16 protein-coding genes and 2 pseudogenes are annotated in these 22,216 nt (G+C 74.9%); 13 read left to right on the top strand and 5 right to left on the bottom strand.

Translation table 11 applies throughout. The features are described 5' to 3' along the window. The first annotated feature begins 32 nt into the window (after nt 1–32). Nucleotides 33–3,299 (top strand): ATP-binding protein, encoded by a 3,267-nt coding sequence (locus OO48_RS31350; protein WP_106970463.1) that lies wholly within the window; start codon nt 33–35, stop codon nt 3,297–3,299. A gap of 35 nt (nt 3,300–3,334) precedes the next feature. Here OO48_RS31350 and OO48_RS31355 read toward each other — a convergent pair whose 3' ends face one another. Further along, a complete protein-coding gene (locus OO48_RS31355) occupies nt 3,335–4,189 on the bottom strand; it encodes a helix-turn-helix domain-containing protein (RefSeq protein ID WP_033222471.1) in 855 nt (284 codons plus the stop codon). 169 nt (nt 4,190–4,358) lie between these two features. On the opposite strand from OO48_RS31355, the gene OO48_RS31360 reads away from it, so the two are divergent. The 3 genes from OO48_RS31360 to OO48_RS31370 all read left to right on the top strand — a co-directional run bounded on the left by OO48_RS31360 (nt 4,359) and on the right by OO48_RS31370 (nt 6,639). After that, nucleotides 4,359–4,961: an NADPH-dependent FMN reductase gene (locus tag OO48_RS31360; protein WP_033222511.1), complete on the top strand. Its 603-nt coding sequence runs from the start codon at nt 4,359–4,361 to the stop codon at nt 4,959–4,961. 63 nt (nt 4,962–5,024) lie between these two features. After that, entirely contained in the window at nt 5,025–5,639 is a 615-nt protein-coding gene (locus OO48_RS31365) for a class I SAM-dependent methyltransferase (protein WP_033222473.1), read from the top strand. A 91-nt stretch (nt 5,640–5,730) separates the two neighbouring features. Continuing rightward, complete coding sequence (locus tag OO48_RS31370) at nt 5,731–6,639, top strand: phytoene/squalene synthase family protein (RefSeq protein ID WP_033222475.1); 909 nt, start codon at nt 5,731–5,733, stop codon at nt 6,637–6,639. A 21-nt stretch (nt 6,640–6,660) separates the two neighbouring features. Here the strand turns inward: OO48_RS31370 and OO48_RS31375 are convergent, their stop codons facing one another. Continuing rightward, nucleotides 6,661–8,793 (bottom strand): sigma-70 family RNA polymerase sigma factor, encoded by a 2,133-nt coding sequence (locus OO48_RS31375; RefSeq protein WP_209439573.1) that lies wholly within the window; start codon nt 8,791–8,793, stop codon nt 6,661–6,663. A gap of 159 nt (nt 8,794–8,952) precedes the next feature. Between OO48_RS31375 and OO48_RS31380 the strand changes: the two genes are divergently transcribed. The 7 genes and pseudogenes from OO48_RS31380 to OO48_RS31400 all read left to right on the top strand — a co-directional run bounded on the left by OO48_RS31380 (nt 8,953) and on the right by OO48_RS31400 (nt 15,724). Beyond that, nucleotides 8,953–10,482: a UDP-N-acetylglucosamine 1-carboxyvinyltransferase gene (locus OO48_RS31380; protein WP_033222477.1), complete on the top strand. Its 1,530-nt coding sequence runs from the start codon at nt 8,953–8,955 to the stop codon at nt 10,480–10,482. A 193-nt stretch (nt 10,483–10,675) separates the two neighbouring features. Next, a pseudogene (locus OO48_RS41305) lies at nt 10,676–10,933 on the top strand (RICIN domain-containing protein); the annotation flags it as partial. Between the two features lie 16 nt (nt 10,934–10,949). Continuing rightward, nucleotides 10,950–11,960: a pectinesterase family protein gene (locus OO48_RS31385; protein WP_209439574.1), complete on the top strand. Its 1,011-nt coding sequence runs from the start codon at nt 10,950–10,952 to the stop codon at nt 11,958–11,960. 155 nt (nt 11,961–12,115) lie between these two features. Then, nucleotides 12,116–12,265, top strand: a pseudogene (locus tag OO48_RS41310) (RICIN domain-containing protein); the annotation flags it as partial. Between the two features lie 61 nt (nt 12,266–12,326). Next, nucleotides 12,327–13,289, top strand: a complete 963-nt coding sequence (locus OO48_RS31390) for a pectate lyase family protein (RefSeq protein WP_051733232.1) — start codon at nt 12,327–12,329, stop codon at nt 13,287–13,289. Between the two features lie 92 nt (nt 13,290–13,381). After that, entirely contained in the window at nt 13,382–14,173 is a 792-nt protein-coding gene (locus OO48_RS31395; protein ID WP_033222479.1) for a helix-turn-helix domain-containing protein, read from the top strand. A 108-nt stretch (nt 14,174–14,281) separates the two neighbouring features. Then, nucleotides 14,282–15,724, top strand: a complete 1,443-nt coding sequence (locus OO48_RS31400; RefSeq protein WP_081952528.1) for an MFS transporter — start codon at nt 14,282–14,284, stop codon at nt 15,722–15,724. A gap of 158 nt (nt 15,725–15,882) precedes the next feature. On the opposite strand, the gene OO48_RS31405 is transcribed toward OO48_RS31400, so the two are convergent. Genes OO48_RS31405 through OO48_RS31415 form a run of 3 tightly spaced genes read right to left on the bottom strand, consistent with a single transcriptional unit; the run spans nt 15,883 to nt 19,392 of the window. Next, nucleotides 15,883–16,716 carry a DUF1684 domain-containing protein gene (locus tag OO48_RS31405; protein ID WP_033222480.1) on the bottom strand — a complete coding sequence of 278 codons (834 nt, stop codon included), beginning with the start codon at nt 16,714–16,716 and terminating at the stop codon, nt 15,883–15,885. Next, entirely contained in the window at nt 16,713–18,101 is a 1,389-nt protein-coding gene (locus OO48_RS31410; RefSeq protein ID WP_033222482.1) for an NtaA/DmoA family FMN-dependent monooxygenase, read from the bottom strand. The genes OO48_RS31405 and OO48_RS31410 overlap by 4 nt, the downstream gene beginning before the upstream one ends. Before the next feature lie 22 nt (nt 18,102–18,123). Beyond that, nucleotides 18,124–19,392: an LLM class flavin-dependent oxidoreductase gene (locus tag OO48_RS31415; protein ID WP_033222484.1), complete on the bottom strand. Its 1,269-nt coding sequence runs from the start codon at nt 19,390–19,392 to the stop codon at nt 18,124–18,126. A gap of 585 nt (nt 19,393–19,977) precedes the next feature. On the opposite strand from OO48_RS31415, the gene OO48_RS31420 reads away from it, so the two are divergent. Then, nucleotides 19,978–20,730, top strand: coding sequence for a GNAT family N-acetyltransferase (locus tag OO48_RS31420; RefSeq protein WP_033222486.1), 753 nt, complete (start codon nt 19,978–19,980; stop codon nt 20,728–20,730). Continuing rightward, nucleotides 20,727–21,812 carry an LLM class flavin-dependent oxidoreductase gene (locus OO48_RS31425; protein ID WP_033222488.1) on the top strand — a complete coding sequence of 362 codons (1,086 nt, stop codon included), beginning with the start codon at nt 20,727–20,729 and terminating at the stop codon, nt 21,810–21,812. The genes OO48_RS31420 and OO48_RS31425 overlap by 4 nt, the downstream gene beginning before the upstream one ends. Nucleotides 21,813–22,216: the final 404 nt, after the last annotated feature.

Genomic DNA, 22,216 nt, shown 5'->3' on the forward strand with positions numbered 1-22,216 from the left:
CACTGACAAACCGGACGGACACCGCACCACCCATGCTGCGCCTCTACCTCTTCGACGGGTTCCGGGCCGCCCGCGACTCCGGCCCTCCACTGGCCGAACGCTGGCCCCGGCCCGGCGCCCGCGCCCTGGTCAAGCTGCTCGCCGTCACCCCCGGCCACCGGCTGCACCGCGAACAGGCCATGGAGACCTGCTGGCCCGACGCCGACCCGTCCGCCGCCGCCGGCAGCCTCCGGGTCGCCCTGCACGCCGCCCGGCACGCCCTCGAACCCGAACTCGCCCCCCGGGCCGCCTCCTCCTACCTCAAGGCCGACGCCGGGCTGCTGCTGCTCGACCCCGCCGCCGTCTGGATCGACGCCGACCACGCCGAACAGGCCGCCGAGGACGCCCTCGCCGACGGCCGTACCGAACGACTCGCCGACGCGATACGCCAGTTCACCGGCGAACTGCTCCCCGAGGACCGGTACGCGCACTGGGCCGAACCCCGCCGCACCCGGCTCGCGCAACTGCGCGAACAGCTCCTGCTCCGGCTCGCCGCCGCCCACCTCGACCAGGACCGGCCCGAGGACGCCGCCGGCTGCGCCGAACAGGTCCTCGCCACCAGCCCCGCCGAGGAACTCGCCCACCGCCTGCTCATCGACGCCTGCCTGCGCCAGGGACAGCGCCGCCGCGCCCTGCGCCAGTACCACCGGTGCCGCGAGGCGCTCGACGCCGAACTCGGCATCCGTCCCGGCCCCGAGACCGAACGCCTGCACCGCGCCGCCCTCGCCGCCGCCCCCGCGCCCGCACCCGCCGGCGCCGCCCTCCCCGCCCCGCTGCGCAGCGCCGCCCCCACCCGGCTGCACGGCCGCGAACGGGAACTGGACCGCCTGCTCGCGCCCGCCGGGCCGCCCGTGCGCCTGCTCACCGGCGAAGCCGGCATCGGCAAGACCCGCCTCGCCGGCGAAGCCGCCCGCCGCGCCGCCGCCGACGGCACCGCCGTCCTGTGGGGCAGCGGCCAGGACGCCGAGGACCACACCCCCTACGGCGTCTTCGCCGCCGCCCTCGACGGCTGGCTCGCCGAACACGACCCCGCCGAACGGGCCAGGGTCGGCGCCGAGTACCCCGAACTCGCCGCCGTCCTCCCCTCGCTGGGCCAGGTCCCGGTCGGCGCCGACCGCAGCCCCGAGGAGGAACGCGACCGCCTCTTCCGGGCCGGTGCCGCCCTGCTCGGCGACCTCGCCGCCACCCGCCCCGTCCTGGTCGTCCTCGACGACCTGCACGCCGCCGACACCGGCTCCTACCAGCTCCTCGGCCACCTCGCCCGGCGCGCCCACGACCGCCGCACCCCGCTGCGCTTCCTCGCCACCTACCGCGAGGAGGAACTGCCCGACGGCGACGCCCGCCGCCTCGCCGTCGCCGCGATGATCCGCCAGCAGCTGGCGGTGCGCGAAGAGCTCGGACGGCTCGGCGAAGCCGCCGTGCTGGCCGCCGTCCGCGACGCCACCGGCCGCCCGCCCCGGCCCGAGGTGTGGGAACTCTCCCTCGGCAACCCGCTGTTCGCCCTCGAACTCGCCCGCGGCGGCGAGCCGGGCGGCGACCCGGCCCACCCGCCCGCCGGCGTCCGCGACCTGGTCGGCGAACGGCTCGTCCGGCTCGACCCGCACGCCCGCCGCTTCGTCGAAGCGCTCTCGGTGGCCGGCGGCGAGGCCGCCCTCGCCGAACTCCTCGACGTCGCCGAACACGGCCTGCACCCGCCCGTCACCGGAGCCGCCGCCGCCGACGCCGTCGAACACGCCATCGCCGCCGCCTTCGTCGAGGAACGCCGGGTCGTCATCGCCGGACGCGCCGAAGCCGGACTCGCCTTCCGCCACCCCCTCGTCCGGCTCACCTGCTACGACGGACTCTCCGCCGTCCGCCGCCGCCAACTGCACGCCTCCTACGCCCAGGCCGTCGAACGCCGCCGCCCCGACGCCGTCGACGCCCTCGCCTCGCACTTCACCCGCGCCGACGACCCGCGCGCCGCCGAGTACCTGCGCCGCGCCGCCGAACGCGCCGCCGCGCTCCACGCCAACGACACCGCCGACCGCTACTACCGCGACCTGGTCGCCCGCCTCGACGTCGACGCCGCCCGCGCCCGCCTCGCCCACAGCCAGGTCCTGCGCCGGATGGGCGAACCCGGCCGGGCCGCCGAGGTGCTGCGCACCGCGCTCGCCGAGTTCCAGGCCCGCGGTGACCACGACGACACCGTCACCACCGCCGCCCACCTCGCCGAGGCGCTGTTCCGGATCGGCGAATCCGACGCCGCCCAGGCCGCCCTGGACGCCCACCCGCCGCAGGAGCACACCCGCCCCGAAGCCTGCGCCCTGCACCACCTCGCCCGCTCCGGCCTCGGCAAGATCCAGGGCCGCTACCCGGAGGGCTACGCCGCCGCCCGCCGCGCCCAGGACCCCGCCGAACGCGTCCCCGGCCCCACCGGCCAGTTCCTCCAGGCCCGCGCCCACGCCAGCCAGGCCATCAACCTCGGCCTGGCCGGCCGCTTCGGCGAGGCCCGCCGGGCCGGCGACCGCGCCCTCGCCCCCGCCCAGGCGTACGGCGACCCCACCCTGCTCGGCTCCGTCCTGTCCACCCTGCGGGAGAACGCCCGCCGGCACGGCCGCCTGCACGACGCCGTCCGCTTCGGCCGCCGCGCCCTGGAACACGCCCGGGAATCCGGCGACCCGATGGCCACCGCCTTCGAACAGCTCAACCTCGCCGAACTCCACCTCCTGCTGGAGGAGAACGACACCGCCGCCCAGTACGCCGAAGCCGCCGTCACCGCCGCCGACTGGGACGACGCCTGGTCACTGCCCTACGCCCTCGCCGTCCTCGCCCGCGTCCTGCTGCGCACCGGCGACCGGGAACGCGCCGCCGCCCTGCTCGAACGGGCCGGCACCCCCGACGACGAACAGGCCCGCCACGAAGTACGCCGCGCCCGCGCCCTGTACGCCCTGCGCGCCGCCGACCCCTCCGGCGCCCTGGTCGCCCTCGGCGACGGCGCCGCCGAACAGGCCCCCGAACTCGCCGCCTACGCCCACCTCGCCGCCGGCCGGCCCGCCGAAGCCGCCCGGATCGCCGCCGCCGAAGCCGCCCGCGCCCGCACCACCGGCGAACGCCTCGCCGAGACCGAGGCGCTGATCGCCCACGCCACCGCCGCCACCCGCCTCGGCGACACCCCCGCCGCCCGTACCGCGCTCGCCCGCGCCGACCACCTCGCCCGCACCCTGCCCTACCCGTCCGGCCTCACCCGGGTGCTGAGCCTGCGGGCCGAACTGGGGGACTGAGCTGGGGGACTGAGCCCGGGGGCGGGGCCGGCCGCTCAGGCCGGGACCACCCGCAGGGCGCCCGGGTGGCGGCCGGCCAGGCGGTCGAGGGCGGCGGCGGTGGCCGGGTCGGCGGGCAGGTGGACCAGCAGGCGCTGGTCGTCGTCGGCGGGGAGTTGCAGCGTCTCGTAGGACAGCCGCAGCTCGCCGGCCTCCGGATGGTGCAGCCGTTCGGTGCCGGTGGCGTCCGGGAGGCCGGGCAGGTTCGCCAGCCGGTCGGTGAACTCCGACCCCGCCGCGAGCTCCAACTCGTCCATCAGCGCCGCCACTTGGCGGTCAGAGCGGCCCGGGCCCTGCTTGAGGGCGGCCACCTGCTGGTCGGCGGTCCGCGCCCAGTCCGGGTAGGTGGTGCGGGCCCGGGGATCGGTGAAGACGTAGCGGGCCAGGTTCGGCCGCTCGCCGTCCAGCAGGCCCACCGGCTCGGCCAGGCGCCGGTAGGCGTCCGTGCAGGCGAGGATCTCGCCGAGCCGGTTGAGCACCAGCGCGGGCGCGGGTTCGAGGTGATCGAGCAGGGCCCGCACGGTGGGACGCACGGACCGGTTCGGCAGCGCGCCGCCCGTGCAGGTGAACTGCCCGCCCAGCGCCTTGCCCAGCCGGTGCAGGTGGACCCGCTCGGCCGTGCCCAGCCGCAGCGCGTCCGCCAGCGCGGAGAGCACCGGCACGGACGGGTGGCGGTCGCGCCCCTGCTCCAGCCGGGTCACGTACTCGACGCTCACCCCCGCCAGGGTCGCCAGCTCCGCCCGCCGCAGACCGGGCGTCCGGCGGCGCGGACCGGCCGGCAGCCCCACCTCGGCCGGAGTGACGGCCTCCCGGCGCGTCCGTAGGAACAGCCCCAACTCGTTGTCGCTCACCCCCCGAACGTAACAGCCCCGCCCCGTACGGAGGGTGGCCCCCGTACTACCAGTCTCGGCGCGGCCTCCCCCGGGCCGGACCGGACCGCCAACCTGGAGGAGCGCCGCCCCGAACGGGGGCGACGTTCCGATCCCGTCCCACCGCAGGAGTGTTTCGATGACCAGCCGGATGACCAGTCAGCCGCTCAACCTCGCCGTGATCGTCGGCAGCGTCCGGGAGGGCCGCTTCGGCCCCGTGGTCGCCCGCTGGATCGCCGACCGGGCCGCCCTGCACGGCCGGTTCGAGGTCGACCTGATCGACCTCGCCGAGACCCCGATCCCGCTCGAACTCCCCGCCGTCCCACCGGCCCTGGAGCCGAACCCGCCCCGCTCGGAGGAGATGGAACGCCTCGCCCAGCGCCTCGCCGCCGCCGATGCCGTGGTGGTGGTCACCCCCGACTACAACCGCAGCTTCCCGGCCTCCCTGAAGGCCGCCATCGACTGGCACTACACCCAGTGGCAGGCCAAGCCGATCGGCTTCGTCGGCTACAGCGGTGCCAGCGGCGGCCTGCTCGCGATCGAACAACTCCGCCAGGTCTTCAACGAGTTGCAGGCCCACACGGTGCGGGACTACGTCTCCTTCCCGCGCTACTACCTGCTCTTCGGCCCGGACGGCACCCTCCTCGACCCGGCCGGGCCGGAGGCTGCGGCCAAGGCGATGCTCGACCAGCTCGATTGGTGGGGTTCGGTTCTGCGTGAGGCGCGTCGGGAGCGTCCGCTCACTGCCGCCTGACGGCGGGGTGGGGAGCGCCGTGCTTTCCGGAGCCGTCGTCGGTGTTCGGCCTACGATGGGGGGATGTCGCGCTCCGAGCCGAGGCCGTACTGGAACACCAATGTCGCCAGGCATCCGGGCATCCTGCGGCGCGTCCCGGAGGGGTGTGGCCGAGCGTTGGACGTCGGGTGCGGGGACGGGCTGCTGGTGAGGGCGTTGCGGGGGCGGGCGGCGCACGTGACCGGGATCGACCGCTCGTCGGTGATGGTCGCCGAGGCCCGGCGGACGGCGGCGGGGCGGCCGGGGGTCGACTTCATCGAGGGTGACTTCCTGACCGCCGAACTCCCCGTCGAGGGTTATGACTTCGTCTGCTCGGTGACCGCCGTCCACCACATGGACTTCACCGCGGCCCTCACCCGGATGCGTGAACTGCTGCGCCCCGGCGGCACGCTGGTGGTCGTCGGACTGGCCCGCGAGAGCGGCCCGGCCGAGTGGGCGGTGACGTTGGCGGCCGCTCCCGTCGTGCGGGCCGCGAAGGTGCTGCGCCGGGCGAGCGCGCCCGAGGGCATGCCGGTGGCCGACCCGCGGATGGGTTACCGGCAGGTGCGCGCCGAGGCCCGGCGGTTGCTGCCGGGCGTGCGCTACCGCCGGCACGTGCTGCGCAGGTACTCGCTGACCTGGTGCAAGCCCGTCCGGTGAGCGGCGGTGCGGCGGCCGGGGTGGCGGGTTTTGGCAGGATGGTCCGTCGGGACCGGCCCGGGAGCGGGCCGCGCGGCGGAGGACGGAGCGGGTGGGCGGCTGGGAGCGGGCGTTGGACGCGGCGGGGGTGCGTGAGCCCGGGCTGCGGGCGGCGTACGGGCGGCAGCGGGAACGGGTGGTGGCGTACAAGCGGGAGGTCGCGCTGGCCGCCGGGCTGCTGTTGCCGCCCGCGACCGTCCCGCACGTGATCGCCGCCACCGCGTTCATGCACCACACCGACGACCTGCTCGACCGCGGGCCGATCGACACCCGCCGGGCCGCGTCCGCCCGCTGGCGCGAGCAGGTCACCGGGGCGCTCGACGCGGGGCGCACCGACCGGCCGGAGCTGCGGCCGCTGGTCGACAGCGCCGCGGCCCGTCCCGTGCTGCGCGGGCGGGTGCTGGAGTTCCTCGACGCGGCGGACGCCGACCTCGACTTCGCGGGCTTCGACACCGAGGCCGACTACCAGGCCTACCTGGACGGGTACTCGCTGCCCGGCTTCATGGTCGTCGCGGCCCTGCTCGGCCCGGACGGCGACCAGAGCGCCTACCGGGCCGCCTGCCGGACGTTCATCGACTCCAGCCAGCGGCTCGACTTCGTCAACGACCTCGCCGAGGACCTGGCGGACGGCCGGCTCACCCTGCCCCGGCAGACCCTCGCCGAACACGGCGTCACCCGAGCCGAGTTGGAGCGGGCCGAGGCCACCCCGGCGGTGCGCGCCCTGCTCGGCGAACTGCTGGACCGCTCGGACCGCGACCGCGCCGCGAGCGGCGCCCTCGTCGCACTCGCCCCGCCCGCGCACCGGCCGATGATCCGCTGCATCCTCGGTGTCGAACGGCTCACCGCCACCGCCGCCCGGGCCGACCTCGGCGCGCTGCTGCGCCGCTCCGCGAGCCCCGCCAAGCCGGGCCTGCTGCGGCTGTTGGCCCGCGAGTACCTGCGGGCGCGGCGCACGCGCTGACCGGGACGGTCTGACGAGCCGTCAGGAAGGGTGCTGCTCGGTCATGGTGGCGCCGACCGCCGTCCGGGGCCGCAGGAACGCGGTGGCCGGCAGGGCGCCGTCGGGCGGGCGGGGGGCCTCGGCGGTGGACGGGTCGGTGGAGGTGAACAGGTCGGTGGCGGTGGCGTCCCAACTGTTGCCGGTGGAGCGGGATTTCGGCCCGCGCTGGATGTCCCGGCCGTTGTCGAGGGCCGCGTTGGCGGACAACTCGGCTGCCGCGTCCGGCAGGTAGAAGCCGACCAGGGCGTTGCGGAGGGCGGAGTTGCCGGTCAGTCGCAGGGCGCCCGGGTTGCCCTCGTCGTTGAAGCCCAGGCCGGAGTTGTCCCAGGCCGCGTTGTTGGTCACCAGGTGCGCCACCGCGGTCCGGCCGCCTCCGCCGCCCAGGGTGAAGCCGTTGCCGTTGCGGTACGACCAGTTGCTGTCCACCGTCACCGGATCGGTGAAGCCGCCCAGGTCGAGGCCGTCGGTCGCGTTGCCGTGGAAGCGGTTGCCGCGCACCACGTTGCCCGTGCCCGAGCCGAAGGTCAGGCCCAGCCCGGTGCCGGCCGTGCCGGCCGCGTCCCGGTTGTCGTAGAAGTCGCTGTCCAGCACCGCGTTGCCGTTCGTCCCGGCGTCCCGCAGCAGCAGCCCCGAGCGGCCGTTGCCGTGGAAGGCGAGGCGTTGGAACACCACCGAGCGGCAGCCGGTGCACACCCAGCCGTGGCCCGCCGCGCCGCGCAGTTCCAGGCCCTGGACGGTCCAGAAGCCGCCGCTCTGGGTGACCGCCCAGGCGGCCGCGGGCAGTGCGGAGGCGTCCAGCACCGGGCGTTCGTCGCGGTAGGCGGAGAGCGTGATCCGCTGCCCGTCGGTGCCCGCCGTGGTGAGGACCACCGGCGCCGCCAGCCGGTAGGTGCCGCCGCGCAGCGCGATGGTCTGCCCCGGCCGGACGGCGGACGCGGCCCGCGCCAGGGAGGCGAACGGGTGCGCCAGCGAACCGTCCGAGTCGTCCGAGCCGTCCGGCGCGACGTACAGGTCCGCGACCGCCACGCCGGGGAGCGCGGACGGGGGCCGGGGTGCCGCCGGCCGCGCGTCGACGTCGGCGGAGGCGGAGGCGGAGGCGGGCGGGGAAGCGGAGACGGAGGGCGAGGGAGAGGGAGGGGGGAGCGAGGCGGAGGAGGGTGCGGTGGCGGCGGGCGCCGAGGGGTGCGGGGCGGGGGAGTCCGGGGCCGGCCACGGGAGGACGGCCAGCAGCACCGCCGTCACCACGGCGGCGCCCGCGGCGGCACCCACCGCCGCCCGTGCGGTCGTCCGGCCCGCCGTCGCGGCGCCGTCGCGCAGTGCGGCGCGCAGCCCGTCCGCGAGCCGGTCCGGCACCAGCAGGACGCCGAGGCCGGGCAGCAGCCGCTCCGGCGGGACCAGCCCGGCCGACCGGCCCCCGCACTCGGCGCACCCGCGCAGGTGCCGGGCCAGCCGCTTGCGCCACACCGAGTCGGGGCGGCCGTCCCACCCGGCCGAGGCCAGGGCCAGGTCGGCGCAGCGCGGCTCGGCGTCCAGCGCCCGCACCAGGCAGCGGACCAGGTCGAGTTGGGCCTTCATCCGCTTCAACTTGACGGCGGCGTGCGCCTGTTCGACGCCGAGGGCGTCGGCGAGCTCGGCGCGGTCGAGGTCGCCGAGCACCTCCTGCCACCACAGCGCCAGGAGTCGGCGGTCCCCCTGGTCCAACCAGGCGGTGGCGCGGACGAGTTCGCGGCGCTGGGCGGACAGCGCCAGCTCGGCGAGGCTCCGGTCGGCGAAGTCGGTGCCCGGGTCGGGGACGTCCAGCGCCTCCAGGCGGTGCGGCAGTTCGAGCACCCGGCGGCGCCCGTGCTCCTGCACCCGGCGGTAGGCGATCGCCACCAGCCAGGACCTGAAACGTTCGGGCTCGCGCAGCCCGGCCAGGCCGCGCACCGCCCGCAGCATGGTCTCCTGGGTCAGGTCGTCGGCCTCGCCCGGGCCGACCGCCCGCGCGATCAGGTGGTGCACCAGCGGCAGGTGCGCGCCCAACAGCCGTTCCAGCGCCGCCGCGTCCCCCGACTGGGCCGCCGCGACCAACCGCGGGACGTCCGCCACCGCCTCCCGCCGACCGTCCACCAGCACCGCCGCCACCCCTCCCCGTCCCGACCTGTCGCACAGGGGTCCGCATCCTGGCACGGCCCCGCCCGGCACGTAAAGCGGTTCGGTGCCCGGTCGTCCCCGACACGCCCGGGACGACCGGCGAATGTGCGTCATATCGCACAGGTGAGATATGTTCGCGCAGTGACCGAAGACTACCTCTCCCGCATCGGCAAGCTCGTCCGTGCCGCCCGCACCCACAAGGGCTGGACGCAGAGCCAGCTCGCCGCGGCCCTCGGCACCACCCAGAGCGCGGTGGCCCGGATCGAGTCCGGCGGCCAGAACATCGGCCTGGACCTGGTCGCCCGGATCGGCGAGGCGCTCGACAGCGAGATCGTCTCGCTCGGCGTGGCCGGCCCGATGAACCTGCGGGTGGTCGGCGGCCGCCCGCTGTCCGGCAGCATCGAGGTCCGCACCAGCAAGAACGCCTGCGTCGCGCTGCTCGCCGCCTCCCTGCTGACCACCGGCCGCACCACCCTGCGGCGCGCCGCCCGGATCGAGGAGGTCTACCGCCTGCTGGAGGTCCTCGCGAGCATCGGCGTGCGCCACCGCTGGATCAACGACGGCCTCGACCTGGAGATCACCCCGCCCGCCGAACTCGACCTCTCCGGCATGGACGAGGAGGCCGCCCGGCGCACCCGCAGCATCCTGATGTTCCTCGGCCCGCTGCTGCACCGCGCCGACCGCTTCGAGATCCCCTACGCGGGCGGCTGCGACCTCGGCACCCGCACCGTCCAGCCCCACCTGGCGGCCCTGCGCCAGTTCGGACTGCACGTCAGCGCCACCACCGGCACCTACCGGGCCACCGTCGACCTCGGCGTCTCCCCGCAGCGCCCCATCGTGCTCACCGAGCGCGGCGACACCGTCACCGAGAACGCGCTGCTGGCCGCCGCCCGCCACCCCGGCACCACCGTCATCCGCAACGCCAGCGCCAACTACATGGTCCAGGACCTGTGCTTCTTCCTGGAACTGCTCGGCGTGAAGGTCGAGGGCATCGGCACCACCACCCTCACCGTGCACGGCAAGGCCGTCATCGACACCGACGTCGACTACGCGCCCTCCGAGGACCCGGTCGAGGCGATGAGCCTGCTCACCGCCGCCGTCGTCACCAACTCCGAACTGACCATCCGCCGCGTCCCGATCGAGTTCATCGAGATCGAACTCGCCGTCCTCGACGAGATGGGCCTCGACTGCGAGCGCGGCCCCGAGTACCCGGCCGCCAACGGCCGCACCCGGCTGACCGACCTCACCGTCCGGCCCTCCAAGCTGGTCGCGCCGATCGACAAGATCCACCCGATGCCGTTCCCCGGCATCAACATCGACAACCTGCCGTTCTTCGCCGCCATCGCCGCCTGCGCGCACGGCACCACGCTGGTCCACGACTGGGTGTACGAGAACCGCTCGGTCTACCTCACCGAACTCGGCCGGGTCGGCGCCAGCGTCCAACTCATGGACCCGCACCGCGTCCTGGTCGAGGGACCGACCCGCTGGCGCTCCGCCGAGATGATGTGCCCGCCCGCGCTGCGCCCCGCGATGGTGCTGCTGCTGGCGATGCTGGCCGCCGAGGGCACCTCCATCCTGCGCAACGTCTACGTGATCAACCGCGGGTACGAGGACCTGGCCGCCCGGCTCAACTCGGTCGGCGCGCAGATCGAGGTCTTCCGCGACATCTGACAGCGCATCGCACCAGTGCGGTGAGGGCCGCCCGGCCGACGGCCGGGCGGCCCTTCCGCGTGCCCGCCCGGGGCGCCGCCGGAAATCCCACCGAAAAGTTTCTGTCATCCCGTCATGCCGCCGCCCGTCTACAGGGGTGCTGCGGGCCGACCCGGCCGGCAGCGCGGATTCCCTGTACGGAGAGGGCGGACCGATGTCCGGAAGAACGCGTGGCGCGGCGGTGGCCGCGGTGGTGCTCGGGGCAGGGGTGGTGACGGCCGTACCGGCCGAGGCCGTGGCCCTGCCCGCTGCCGGGACGTACCAGTTGGCGGTGGTGAAGAGCGGGATGTGTCTGGACGTGCCGTCGGGTTCGACGTCCTCGGGTGCGAAGTTGCAGCAGTGGGGGTGCGGTAGCGGGCAGGCGAACCAGCAGTGGCGGCTGGTGCCGGTGTCGACGGGCGTGTACCAGTTGGTGAACGATCGTCAGCGTGCGCAGCGGGTTGTGTGTCAGCGACCAGGGGGCGTCCACGACGGCCGGGACGCCGGTGATCCAGGAGACCTGTACCGCCAACACCAACAAGCAGTGGGCGTTCCGACCCGTCGGCGCCACCGCCGCGCCGACCGTCGCGCAGGACGGCACCGGCCGCTACCGCACCGTGCAGGCGGCGATCGACGCCGTCGGCAGCGGCAACACCGGCCGGGTGGTGATCACCATCAAGCCCGGCACCTACCGGGAGAAGGTCACCGTCCCGGCCGACAAGCCCTTCGTCACCCTCCAGGGGCTGGGCGCGGGCCCGGGCGACGTGGTGCTGGTCGGCAACCGGAACGCGGGCACCTACGGCACCTCGGGCAGCGCCACGGTGGTCGCGCAGGGCCACGACTTCACGGCGACCAACCTCACCTTCAGCAACGACTTCGACGAGAACAGCTCCGACACCGGCGACCAGGCGCTCGCGCTCTACCTGGACGCGGACCGGGCGGTGCTGGACGACGTGCGGCTGCTCGGCGACCAGGACACCTTCCTGGTCAACGAGAGCGCCCGCACGTACGTGGTCGGTTCGTACGTCGAAGGGACGGTCGACTTCGTCTACGGCGGCGGCATCGCCGTGTTCGACAACTGCCGCATCCACGAGAAGCGCACCACCGGCGGCCCGATCACCGCCGCCAGCACCCCGGCCGCCCGGGCCTACGGCTTCCTGTTCTACCGCTCGACGGTCGACGGGACGACCGCCGGGAAGACCCAGCTGGGACGGCCGTGGCGGCAGGACGCGCAGGTGGTGTACCGGGAGTCGGTGCTGACCGACACCATCGCCACCGCGCAGCCCTGGACCGACATGTCCACCAGCACCTGGCAGAAGGCCCGGTACTTCGAGTACCGCAACACCGGCGCGGGCGCGGGCGTGAACGCCAATCGCCCGCAGCTCACCGACGCCCAGGCCGCCGCGTACACCCCGCAGAAGTACCTGGCGGGCGCCGACGGCTGGAACCCCGTCCGATGACCACCGACACCACGACGCGTAAGGACACCACCATGCGAGGCACCACCACCCGCCGCCTGACCGGGATCGCGGCGGCCCTGCTGCTCGGCGCGGGCACCGTCTCGGTCCTGGGGGCACCGGCCGAGGCCGTGGCCCTGCCCGCTGCCGGGACGTACCAGTTGGCGGTGGTGAAGAGCGGGATGTGCCTGGACGTGCCGTCGGGTTCGACGTCCCCGGGTGCGAAGTTGCAGCAGTGGGGGTGCGGTAGCGGGCAGGCGAACCAGCAGTGGCGGCTGGTGCCGGTGTCGACGGGCGTGTACCAGTTGGTGAACGCGCAGCGGGCTGTGCGTCAGCGACCAGGGCGCGTCCACGACGGCCGGGACGCCGGTGATCCAGGAGACCTGCACCGCCAACACCAACAAGCAGTGGGCGTTCCGACCGGTGAGCACCGGACGGACCTGGTCCGACCGCGCGGACGGCTTCGCCTCCACCGGCGGCGGGACGACCGGCGGCGCGGCCGGGCCGACCGTCACCGTCACCGACTTCGCCGGCCTGGTCAAGTACGCGACGGCGGACGGCCCCTACACGATCCGGGTGGCGGCCGCCGTCACCGCCGCGCCGTACGGCTACGAGATCCCGGTGAAGTCGAACAAGACCGTCGTCGGCGTCGGCACCTCGGGCGAGATCGTCCACGGCGGGTTCTTCCTCGCCGCCGGCACCCACAACGTGATCCTGCGCAACCTCACCATCCGGGACGCGCAGATGGCCGACGACGACCCGGACGACAAGGTCTACGACTACGACGGCATCCAGATGGACACCGCCGACCACGTGTGGATCGACCACAACCGGATCGAGCGGATGAACGACGGCCTGATCGACAGCCGGAAGGACACCAGCTACCTCACCGTCTCCTGGAACGTCATGGGCGAGGAGAACAAGGCGTTCGGGATCGGCTGGACCGACAACGTCACCGCCCGGATCACCATCCACCACAACTGGATCCACGACACCAACCAGCGCAACCCCAGCGTGGACAACGTCGCCTACGCCCACCTCTACAACAACTACCTGCAGAACGTCGGCTCCTACGGCAACCTCTCGCGCGGCGCCTCGCGCACCGTGATCGAGAACAGCTACTACGACCACGTCAACAACCCCTACTACAACGACACCTCCGCCGCCGCGCTGAGCCAGAGCGGCAGCATCGTGGTCGACAGCACCGGCAAGCAGCAGACCAACGGCACCACCTTCGACCCGTCCTCGTTCTACCCGTACACCCTGGACCAGGCCAAGGACGTGCCCGCGCTGCTCGCCCAGTACGCCGGCCCGCAGAGCACCATCGGCTGACGCCGAGCCGCGCCGGGGCACCGGGTCCGTCACCGCGGGCCCGGCGCCCCGGTGTCCTGACGTAGATTGGGGGCCAACGAAGGGGGAGGCCGGTGACGGTCCGTACGGACGAACAGGCGCAGGTGGGGGCGCTGTTGGCGCAGTGGCGGCGACGGCGCGGGGTCAGCCAGCTGGAGCTGGCCAACCTGTCGGGCGTCTCGGCGCGGCACGTCGGATTCGTGGAGACCGGGCGCTCGCGGCCCAGCCGGGAGATGGTGCTGCGGCTGGCCGAGCACCTGGAGGTCCCGCTGCGGGAACGCAACTCGCTGCTGCTGGCCGCCGGTTACGCGCCCGTGTTCCACGAGAAGCCGCTCGACGACCCGGCGATGCGGCCGATCCTGGCGGCGGTGCGGCGGGTGCTGCGCGGCCACCACCCCTACCCGGCGCTGGTCACGGACGGCCGGCGCAACCTCATCGCGTCCAACGAACCGTTCGACCGGCTGTTCACCGAAGGCGTCGCCGCGCACCTGCTCCAGCCCCCGGTGAACGTCCTGCGCGTGGTCCTGCACCCCGAAGGGATGGCCCCCCGGATCGCCAACCTGGGCCGGTGGCGCGGCAAACTGCTCACCGGGCTGGCCCGCCGCGCAGCCCTCGACGGAAGCCTCCGGCCACTGTACGAGGAACTGCTCGGCTACCCGTGCGAGCAGCCGGTGCCCGAGGTCGACATCCCCGGGCCGGACGAGATCATGCTCCCGCTCGAACTGCGCTGCGGAGAAAGGGTGCTGTCGTTCATCGCGACGTTCTCCACCTTCGGCACCGCCCGCGACCTGACCTCCTCCGAGCTGATCATCGAGAGCTTCTTCCCGGCCGACGACGACACCGCCGCCTACCTGTCAGGTAGTTGAGGCACCCGGCGGGCCCGGGAAGAGTGGAGCACGCACCGCGCCCCGCCCCGCACTCCGAGGGCGGAGCGGCGCGGGCCCACTCGTCACCTCCCAGGAGCCTGTCCCCCCATGACCGACAGCACCACCGTGCCCACCGCCGCCCCGACGGCCGCCGCGCCGCCCGGGCCGCACCGTGCCACCCTGCCGATCGTCCTCACCGGCGTGTTCCTCAGCGGGCTCGACTTCTTCATCGTCAACGTCGCCGTCCCCGCCATCCAGCGCGACCTGCACGCCACCGACGCCCAGATCCAACTGGTGGTCGCCGCCTACGCGTTGACGTACGGCATCGGCCTGATCACCGGCGGACGGCTCGGCGACCTGTTCGGGCGCCGACGCGTCCTCGCCCTGGGCATGGCCCTGTTCACCGTCGCCTCCGCGGCCGCCGGTGCCGCGCCCAGCGCCGAACTGCTGATCGCCGGAAGGGTGTTGCAGGGCGCCGCGGCCGCCCTGATGGCACCCCAGGTGCTCGGCGTCATCACCACCTCCTACCAGGGCCGGGCCCGCGCCCGGGCGATCAGCTGGTACGCCGCCGCGTCCGGGATCGCCGCCGTGTTCGGCCAGTTGATCGGCGGCGTGCTGATCCGCGCCGACCTGCTGGACCTCGGCTGGCGGGCCTGCTTCCTGGTCAACCTGCCGATCGGACTGGTCGCCGCGATCGCCGCCGCCCGGCTGCTGCCGGAGTCCAAGGCCCCCGGGCGGCCGCGCCTGGACCTGCGCGGCCTGCTGCTGGTGACCGCCGCGCTGACCGCGATCTGCCTGCCGCTGATCGAGGGCCGCGAGCGGGGCTGGCCGCTGTGGACCTGGCTGCTGCTCGCCGCCGGGCCCCTGCTGCTCGCCGCGTTCGCCGCCCAGCAGCGCCGCCTGCGCCGCGACGGCGGCTCGCCCTCGATCGACCTGGCACTGTTCCGCGAACGCGCCTTCACCGCCGGGCTGGCCGCCCAACTCACCTTCTGGTCCTCGATGGCCTCCTACTTCCTGGTGTTCGCGCTCTACCTCCAGCAGGGCCGCCACCTCGCACCGATCGACTCCGGCCTGGTGTTCAGCGTGCTCGGCGTCGGCTACGTCGCCGCCTCCGCCAACGCCCGGCACCTGGCCGCCCGGATCGGCCGGCACGCCATCACCGTCGGCTGCGCGCTGCGCACGGCCGGGCTGCTGCTGGAACTCTGGGCGGTCGCCGACAGCACGCGCAGCCTGTGGTGGCTGGTGCCCGGCCTGCTGCTGGACGGCTGCGGCATGGGCCTGTCCTTCGCCCCGCTGACCGCCACCGTGCTGGCCCGCGTCCCCGCCGCGAGCGCGGGCTCGGCCGGCGGCGTGCTGACCACCGGACTGCAGATCGGCAACGCGCTCGGCGTCGCCCTGATCGGCCTGGTGTTCTACCGCGTCCTCGCCGACACCCCCGGCCCCGACGCCGTCCCGGCCGCGTTCCGGGCCTGCCTGCTGTACGTGCTGGCCGCCACCGCGCTGCTCGCGCTGGTCGTGCAGGCCCTGCCGGGCCGGGAGCGGCGGCCCTGACGCACGGCGCCGGCCCGGGGCCCGTCGGTGCGGGCCCCGGGCCGGCGCCGTGGCACGGGCTTCGGTGGCGTGCCACGAGTTCCGGTGGCGCGTCATGGACTTCGGTGCGGTGTCACGGACCTCGGTGGCGCGTCACGCACCGCCGCGACACGCCACCGTCACGGCTGCCCGCCACGCTCCAGCGGGATCCGCTCGCCCGCCTCGACCGCCGCCGGCAGGCGGTTCTCGGCGGGCGGCAGCGGGCAGGTCGCCAGGTCGGTGTAGGCGCAGGGCAGGTTGGTCGCCCGGTTGAAGTCGACCGTGACCCGGCCCTGCTCGTCCGGCGCCGGAACGGTCAGTGCCCGGTTGGCGGCGTACGTGGTCACCCCCGAGGTGGCGTCGGTGAACAGCACCTGGAGGCTGCCCGGCAGGTGGCCGTTGAACGCGGTCAGCCGGTGCGTGCCGCCGTCGCCCGGCAGCGTGAACTCGATCTCGCCCGGCGAGTCGTACACGTGCTGCAGCCCCTCGACGGCCGCGCCGACGGTGACCGGGCGCGGCTCCGCGAACGGCAGGTAGCGGCCGGTCAGCGCCCAGCGCGGGTCCGGCGCGTACGCGGGGGTGCGGGTGAAGTCGCGCAGCAGCGGGTTGTCGGGGCGCCGGGGCCGGACGATGTCGTGGCCGCCGCGCTTGGCGACCTCGATCACCGCCTCGCCCGCCGTCGCGTACAGGCTGGCCCGCTCCGGCAGCACGCCGAAGTGGTGCCGGCCGCGCACCGGCTCGCCGTCCAGGACCAGCTCCTCGCCCTCGTCCAGCTCGACCCAGACCCCGTCCGGCCCGGTCCACCAGCTGCCCGGCGCGTCCGGGAAGCGGGCCGGCTCGGTGTCCAGCCAGTGCAGGGCGGTGACGGCGAGGAAACCGTGCGGGTCGGCCAGGGCGCGCTGGCTCGCCGCGTGCCACTCCTCCCACTCCCGGGTGAACTCGGCCGTGTCGAGGCTTTCCTGAGTAGTCGTCATATCGCTTCCTTCGTGCGGGTGTGGGTGACGGGCGGCAGGTCCAGGTGCTCGCGCAGGGTGCTGCCCTCGTACTCGGTGCGGAAGACGCCGCGCTCCTGGAGCAGCGGCACCACGGTGTCGGCGAACTCGTCCAAGCCGCCCGGGGTCAGGTGCGGGGCCAGGATGAAGCCGTCGCCGGCGTCCTCCTGGACGAAGCGGTTCAGCTCCTCGGCGACCCGGGCCGGGGTGCCGATGAAGGACTGCCGGCCGCTCACCTCGATCACCAGGTCCCGGATGGAGAGGTTCTTCGCCTCGGCCAGCGCCCGCCACTCGCGGGCCACCGCCAGCGGGTCCCGATTCATCCGGACCGAGGCCCGCCCCCGCGCCACGGTGTGCTCGCCGACCAGCGGGTCCACCTCCGGCAGCGGCCCCTCCGGGTCGTAGCCGGACAGGTCCCGGTTCCACACCTGCTCCAGCAGCTTGATCGCGGTCTGCCCGCTGACCTGCTGGCGGCGCACCACCTCGGCCTTCTCGTGGGCCTCCGCGTCGCTCTCGCCCAGCACGAAGGTCACCGCGGGCAGGATCTTCAGGGAGTCGGGCGAGCGCCCGTACCGGGCCAGCCGGGCCTTCACGTCCGCGTAGAACGCCTTGCCCGCGTCCAGCGTCCCGTGCCGGGAGAAGATCGCGTCCGCCGAGGCGGCGGCGAACTCGCGGCCCTGCTCGGAGTCGCCCGCCTGGAAGATCACCGGACGTCCCTGCGGCGCGCGCGGCACGTCGAACCGGCCCGAGATGTCGAACTCGCTGCTGCGGTAGGAGAACTCGCCCGCCCGCGGATCGCCGAGGAACACCCCGGACGCCTGGTCGGCCAGCACCTCGTCCCCGCGCCAGGAGTCGAACAGCTGCCAGGACGCCTCCAGGAACTGCCGCGCCCGGGCGTACCTGTCCTCCTCGCGCAGGAAGCCGCCGCGCCGGAAGTTCTCCCCGGTGAACGCGTCCCAGGAGGTCACCACGTTCCACGCCGAGCGGCCCGCCGAGAGGTGGTCCAGCGACGCGAACTGCCGTGCCACCTCGTACGGTTCGTTGAACGTCGAGTTGATCGTGCCGGCCAGGCCGAGCCGGTCGGTGACCGCCGCCAGCGCCGCCAGTACGGTGAAGGTGTCCGGCCGGCCGACCACGTCCAGGTCGTAGATCCGGCCGTTCTGCTCGCGCAGCCGCAGGCCCTCGGCCAGGAACAGGAAGTCGAACTTGGCGCGCTCGGCGGTCCGCGCCAGGTGCGCGAAGGAGCTGAACTCGATCTGGCTGCCCGCCTGCGGGTCGCTCCACACCGTGGTGTTGTTCACGCCCGGGAAGTGCGCGGCCAGGTGGATCCGCTTGAGCGGCTTGCCGCTGCTGCTCTCGTTGCTCATGTCGCTTGCTTTCCTTCGGAGTTCAGGCGGACGCGGCCGTCAGGGCGGCGTCGGCGGGAGCGGCCGCGGCGTAGCGGTTGGCGGGGCGCGGCAGGCCCAGCAGCCCGCGCAGGGTGGACGCCTCGTAGGCGGTGCGGAACAGCCCCCGGCGCTGCAGCTCCGGCACCAGGCCGCGGGTGATCCGCTCCAGGTCGTACGGCAGCGCGCCCGGCCGCAGCCGGAAACCGGTCAGCCCGGCCGCCGCGAACTCGACCAGCAGGTCGGCCAGTTCGGCGGGCGTGCCGGCGAACACCCGGGCGTCGCTGGTGTACTCGGCGCCCGCCGCCGCGTCCAGCCGCGCCAGCCGTTCGGCCGCCGCGCCCGGCCGCTCCTCCAAGAACACCACCAGGTCGGCGAAGACGTGCACCGTCTCCGCCTCCCGCCCGGCCTCCCGCTGGGCGGACCTGATCTCGGCCAGGATCGCCCGGGCGTCGTCCGCGTCGCGCGGCGTCACGAACGCCAGGTCGCTCGCCCGGCCCGCCAGCCGGAACGGCTCGCCGCGGTGGGCGAGGGCCGCGACCAGCGGCTGGCCCTGCGGCGGCCGGGGCGTGATGGACGGGCCGCGCACCGAGAACCGGGAGCCCTCGAAGTCGATGTAGTGCAGCTTGTCCCGGTCGATGAACCGGCCGGTCGCCGCGTCCCGGATCTCCGCGTCGTCCTCCCAGCTGTCCCACAGCCGGCGCAGCACCTCCACGTAGTCCTCGGCCTCGCCGAACGCCTCGGCCAGCACGGCCCGCCCGGCGGGGGAGTCCAACTCCTCCAGCCGCAGCGCGCGCGGTTCGCGGCGGCCGAAGTGCGCGACCTCGTCGACCCGGGCCGACACCTTCACCCGCAGCCCGGCCCGGCCCTCGCTGACGAAGTCCAGGGTGGCCACCGCCTTCGACAGGTGGAACGGCTCGGTGTGCGTCACGATCGCCGTCGGCACCAGCCCGATGCGGCTGGTCAGCGGCGCGATCCGGGCCGCCACCAGCACCGCGTCCAGCCGGCCCCGGACCCGGTCGGTCCGCGCGTCCGGCTCGAACGGGTGCTCCGACTGCAGGCTGAGCCCGTCCTCGATGGTCAGCAGGTCGAGCAGGCCGTGCTCGGCCTCCGCCGCCAGGTCCGCCCAGTACCGGGCGGTGAACAACTCCTTCGGCCGGGCGTCCGGCTCCCGCCACGCGGCGGGGTGCCAGCCGGCGCCGTCCAGCGCGACGGCCAGGTGCAGGGGGGAGGCGGCGGGGGAGGACGGGGACGCTGCTGGGGATGCGGGCATGGCGGACCGGTTCCTGTTCACGGGGAGGGGCGTGCGAACGCGTCGGGGCGCGCACCGGGGGCGCGGCCGCCGGGACGCGGCGACGGAGAGGGGCGGCGGGGAGAGAGGGGGGCGTCCGAGAGGCCCGGCTCAGCGGGCCGGGCAGACCGGACAGGCCAGGCGGACCGGGTGGGCCGGACAGAGCGCGGCGCTCACCCGCAGCAGGTCGACCGGCCGGTCGAGGTACACCTCGCGCTCCTGGGACCGCACCGCCGCCACCTCCCGTCCGCGTCTCGCGGCACCGCCCGGGTGCCGCCGTCCTCGCACCGTAACCCCGCACCCGGGCCCGGCACAACGCTGTTCATACAGCGGTAACGAACCACCGACTCCGGCCCCGCGGACAGCCGTTGACATTCCGTTCGAGAGCGGCCTAGCTTGACCGCGACGGGACGATCCGGGAGGTGGGCAGCGGTGCGGGCAGTGGAACGCGCGATCTACCTCGACCGGCCCGTCGACCTCGAGCGCGTCAGCAGCGCGCTCTGTCCGGCCGGCTGAACCCTCCGCAGCAGCACCGACGTTCATCCGCCGCACAGGAGCCGCACCGCCATGAGCCAGCGCACCGTCCTGCCCGCCCCCGTCTCCACCGACGTCCTCGACAACCCGGCCTGGGCCGCCCTCACCGGCCCGCACGCGCACCTCGCCGAACGCGTCGGCCGCGCCGCCCGCTACCCCGTCGACGTCTCCCCGTTCACCGCGCTCGCCGACCCCGCCGACCCGCAGGCCTGGCGCGACCTCGCCGCGCTGGCCGGGCCGCCCGGCAGCACCACCCCCGTCACCGCCACCGACACCGCGCCCGAGGGCTGGGACGTCCTGGAGCACGGCCGCGGCACCCAGCTGGTCGCCACCGCCCTGCACACCGAACCCGCCCCCGACGCGGTCGAGCTGGGACCGGACGACGTCCCCGAGATCCTCGACCTGATCGCCCGCACCCGCCCCGGACCGTTCCTGCCCCGCACCATCGCCCTCGGCCGCTACCTCGGCCTGCGCCGGGACGGCCGCCTGATCGCGATGGCCGGCGAACGCCTGCGGCTGCCCGGCTGGACCGAGATCAGCGCCGTCTGCACAGACCCCGAGCACCGCGGCCGCGGCCACGCCACCCGCCTGGTGCGCGCCGTCGCCCACGGCATCGAACAGCGCGGCGACACCCCGTTCCTGCACACCGCGGCCGACAACACCCCGGCGATCGCCCTGTACGAGTCGCTCGGCTTCACCCTGCGCCGCCACACCGCGTTCCTGCTCGTCCGCACCCCGGCGCAGCCGTTGCCGGCGCTCACCCCGAACGGCGGCGACGCGCGATGACCACCGCCTTCCACTGGTTCCTGCCGACCGGCGGCGACGCCCGCGACCTGGGCGGCGCGGCCCACGGCACCGGCATCGGCGGCGCGTCCACCGCCGCCGCCCGCGCCGGCCGCCCCGCCACCCTCGGCTACCTCACCCAACTCGCCCAGGCGGCGGACCAGTTGGGCTACGAAGCGGTCCTCACCCCGACCGGCGCGCACTGCGAGGACGCCTGGATCACCACCGCCGCGCTGATCGCCGCCACCAGCCGGCTCAAGTTCCTGGTCGCCTTCCGCCCCGGCCTGGTCGAACCCGCGCTCGCCGCGCAGACCGCCGCCACCTTCCAACGCCTCTCCGGCGGACGGCTGCTGCTCAACGTGGTGGCCGGCGGCAGCGACGCCGAACAGCGCGGCTACGGCGACCGGCTCGACCACGACGCCCGCTACGCCCGGGCCGGCGAGTTCCTCGACGTGGTCCGCACCGCCTGGCGCGGCGCCCCGTACGACCACGCCGGCCCGCACTACCGGATCCAGGACGGGCAGTTGCGGCAGCCGCCCGAGCCCGCGCCCCGGATCTACTTCGGCGGCTCCTCCGACCCCGCGCTCGCCGTCTCCGCCCGGCACGCCGACACCTACCTGACCTGGGGCGAACCCGTCGAACAGGTCGCCGAGAAGATCGCCCGGGTGCGCGAACTCGCCGCCGCGCAGGGCCGCGCCCCGCGCTTCGGCCTGCGCGTGCACGTGCTGAGCCGGGCCACCGCCGCCCGCGCCCGCGAGGACGCGGAGGCGCTGCTGGCCGGCCTCGACGACACCGCGATCGCCGCCGGCCAGCAGCGCCTGCGCACCCTGGAGTCCGTCGGCCAGCAGCGGATGCTCGACCTGCACGGCGGCCGCCGCGACCGCCTCTGGATCGCCCCCAACCTGTGGGCCGGCATCGGCCTGGTGCGCGGCGGAGCGGGCACCGCCCTGGTCGGCAGCCACCGCGAGGTCGCCGACCGCCTCGCCGAGTACCGCGACGCGGGCATCGACGAGTTCGTCCTCTCCGGCTACCCCCACTTGGAGGAGGCCTACACCTTCGCCGAACACGTCCGCCCGCTGCTCTGACCCCCACCGGGGCCGGACTCCCCACCACCAGGGACGTTCGGCCCCTGCACCCGCCGCCCCGCCCCGCCGTACCGTGGAACCTCACCCGTAGGACGGGCCGGCGGGGCCGTGACACCCCGCCGGCCCACCGGGGAGGGCGCGGGCCCCGGCCGACCGGGCGGGCGGGCAGGCGGTCGTCCGGTGTTGTCGGGGTGTCAAGTCGCGCCTGTAACTTCCAAGTTGCGCATTGACACGAATGTGGCGGCGCGGACACCATGGACGCCGCCCACCGCCTGCCGACACCGTCCCGGAGCGATCAGAACTGGGAGCGCTCCCACGGAGTTCCGGCAGGTCGCGGGCCATCCGATCGGCACCCCCACCCCCACCGCCGCCCCGGAAGGACGCCATGTCCCGCCCCGCTGCAC

The sequence above is a fragment of the Kitasatospora phosalacinea genome, from assembly GCF_000716545.1.
In the GTDB taxonomy this organism is placed as follows: Bacteria; Actinomycetota; Actinomycetes; order Streptomycetales; family Streptomycetaceae; genus Kitasatospora; species Kitasatospora phosalacinea.

Excerpts from the sequence above, each read along its gene's own strand:
- OO48_RS31350 (WP_106970463.1), top strand. The coding sequence starts at position 33 with ATGCTGCGCCTCTACCTCTTCGACGGGTTCCGGGCCGCCCGCGACTCC.
- OO48_RS31360 (WP_033222511.1), top strand. The coding sequence starts at position 4,359 with ATGACCAGTCAGCCGCTCAACCTCGCCGTGATCGTCGGCAGCGTCCGG.
- OO48_RS31365 (WP_033222473.1), top strand. The coding sequence starts at position 5,025 with ATGTCGCGCTCCGAGCCGAGGCCGTACTGGAACACCAATGTCGCCAGG.
- OO48_RS31400 (WP_081952528.1), top strand. The coding sequence starts at position 14,282 with ATGACCGACAGCACCACCGTGCCCACCGCCGCCCCGACGGCCGCCGCG.
- OO48_RS31405 (WP_033222480.1), bottom strand. The coding sequence starts at position 16,716 with ATGACGACTACTCAGGAAAGCCTCGACACGGCCGAGTTCACCCGGGAG.
- OO48_RS31410 (WP_033222482.1), bottom strand. The coding sequence starts at position 18,101 with ATGAGCAACGAGAGCAGCAGCGGCAAGCCGCTCAAGCGGATCCACCTG.
- OO48_RS31415 (WP_033222484.1), bottom strand. The coding sequence starts at position 19,392 with ATGCCCGCATCCCCAGCAGCGTCCCCGTCCTCCCCCGCCGCCTCCCCC.
- OO48_RS31420 (WP_033222486.1), top strand. The coding sequence starts at position 19,978 with ATGAGCCAGCGCACCGTCCTGCCCGCCCCCGTCTCCACCGACGTCCTC.
- OO48_RS31425 (WP_033222488.1), top strand. The coding sequence starts at position 20,727 with ATGACCACCGCCTTCCACTGGTTCCTGCCGACCGGCGGCGACGCCCGC.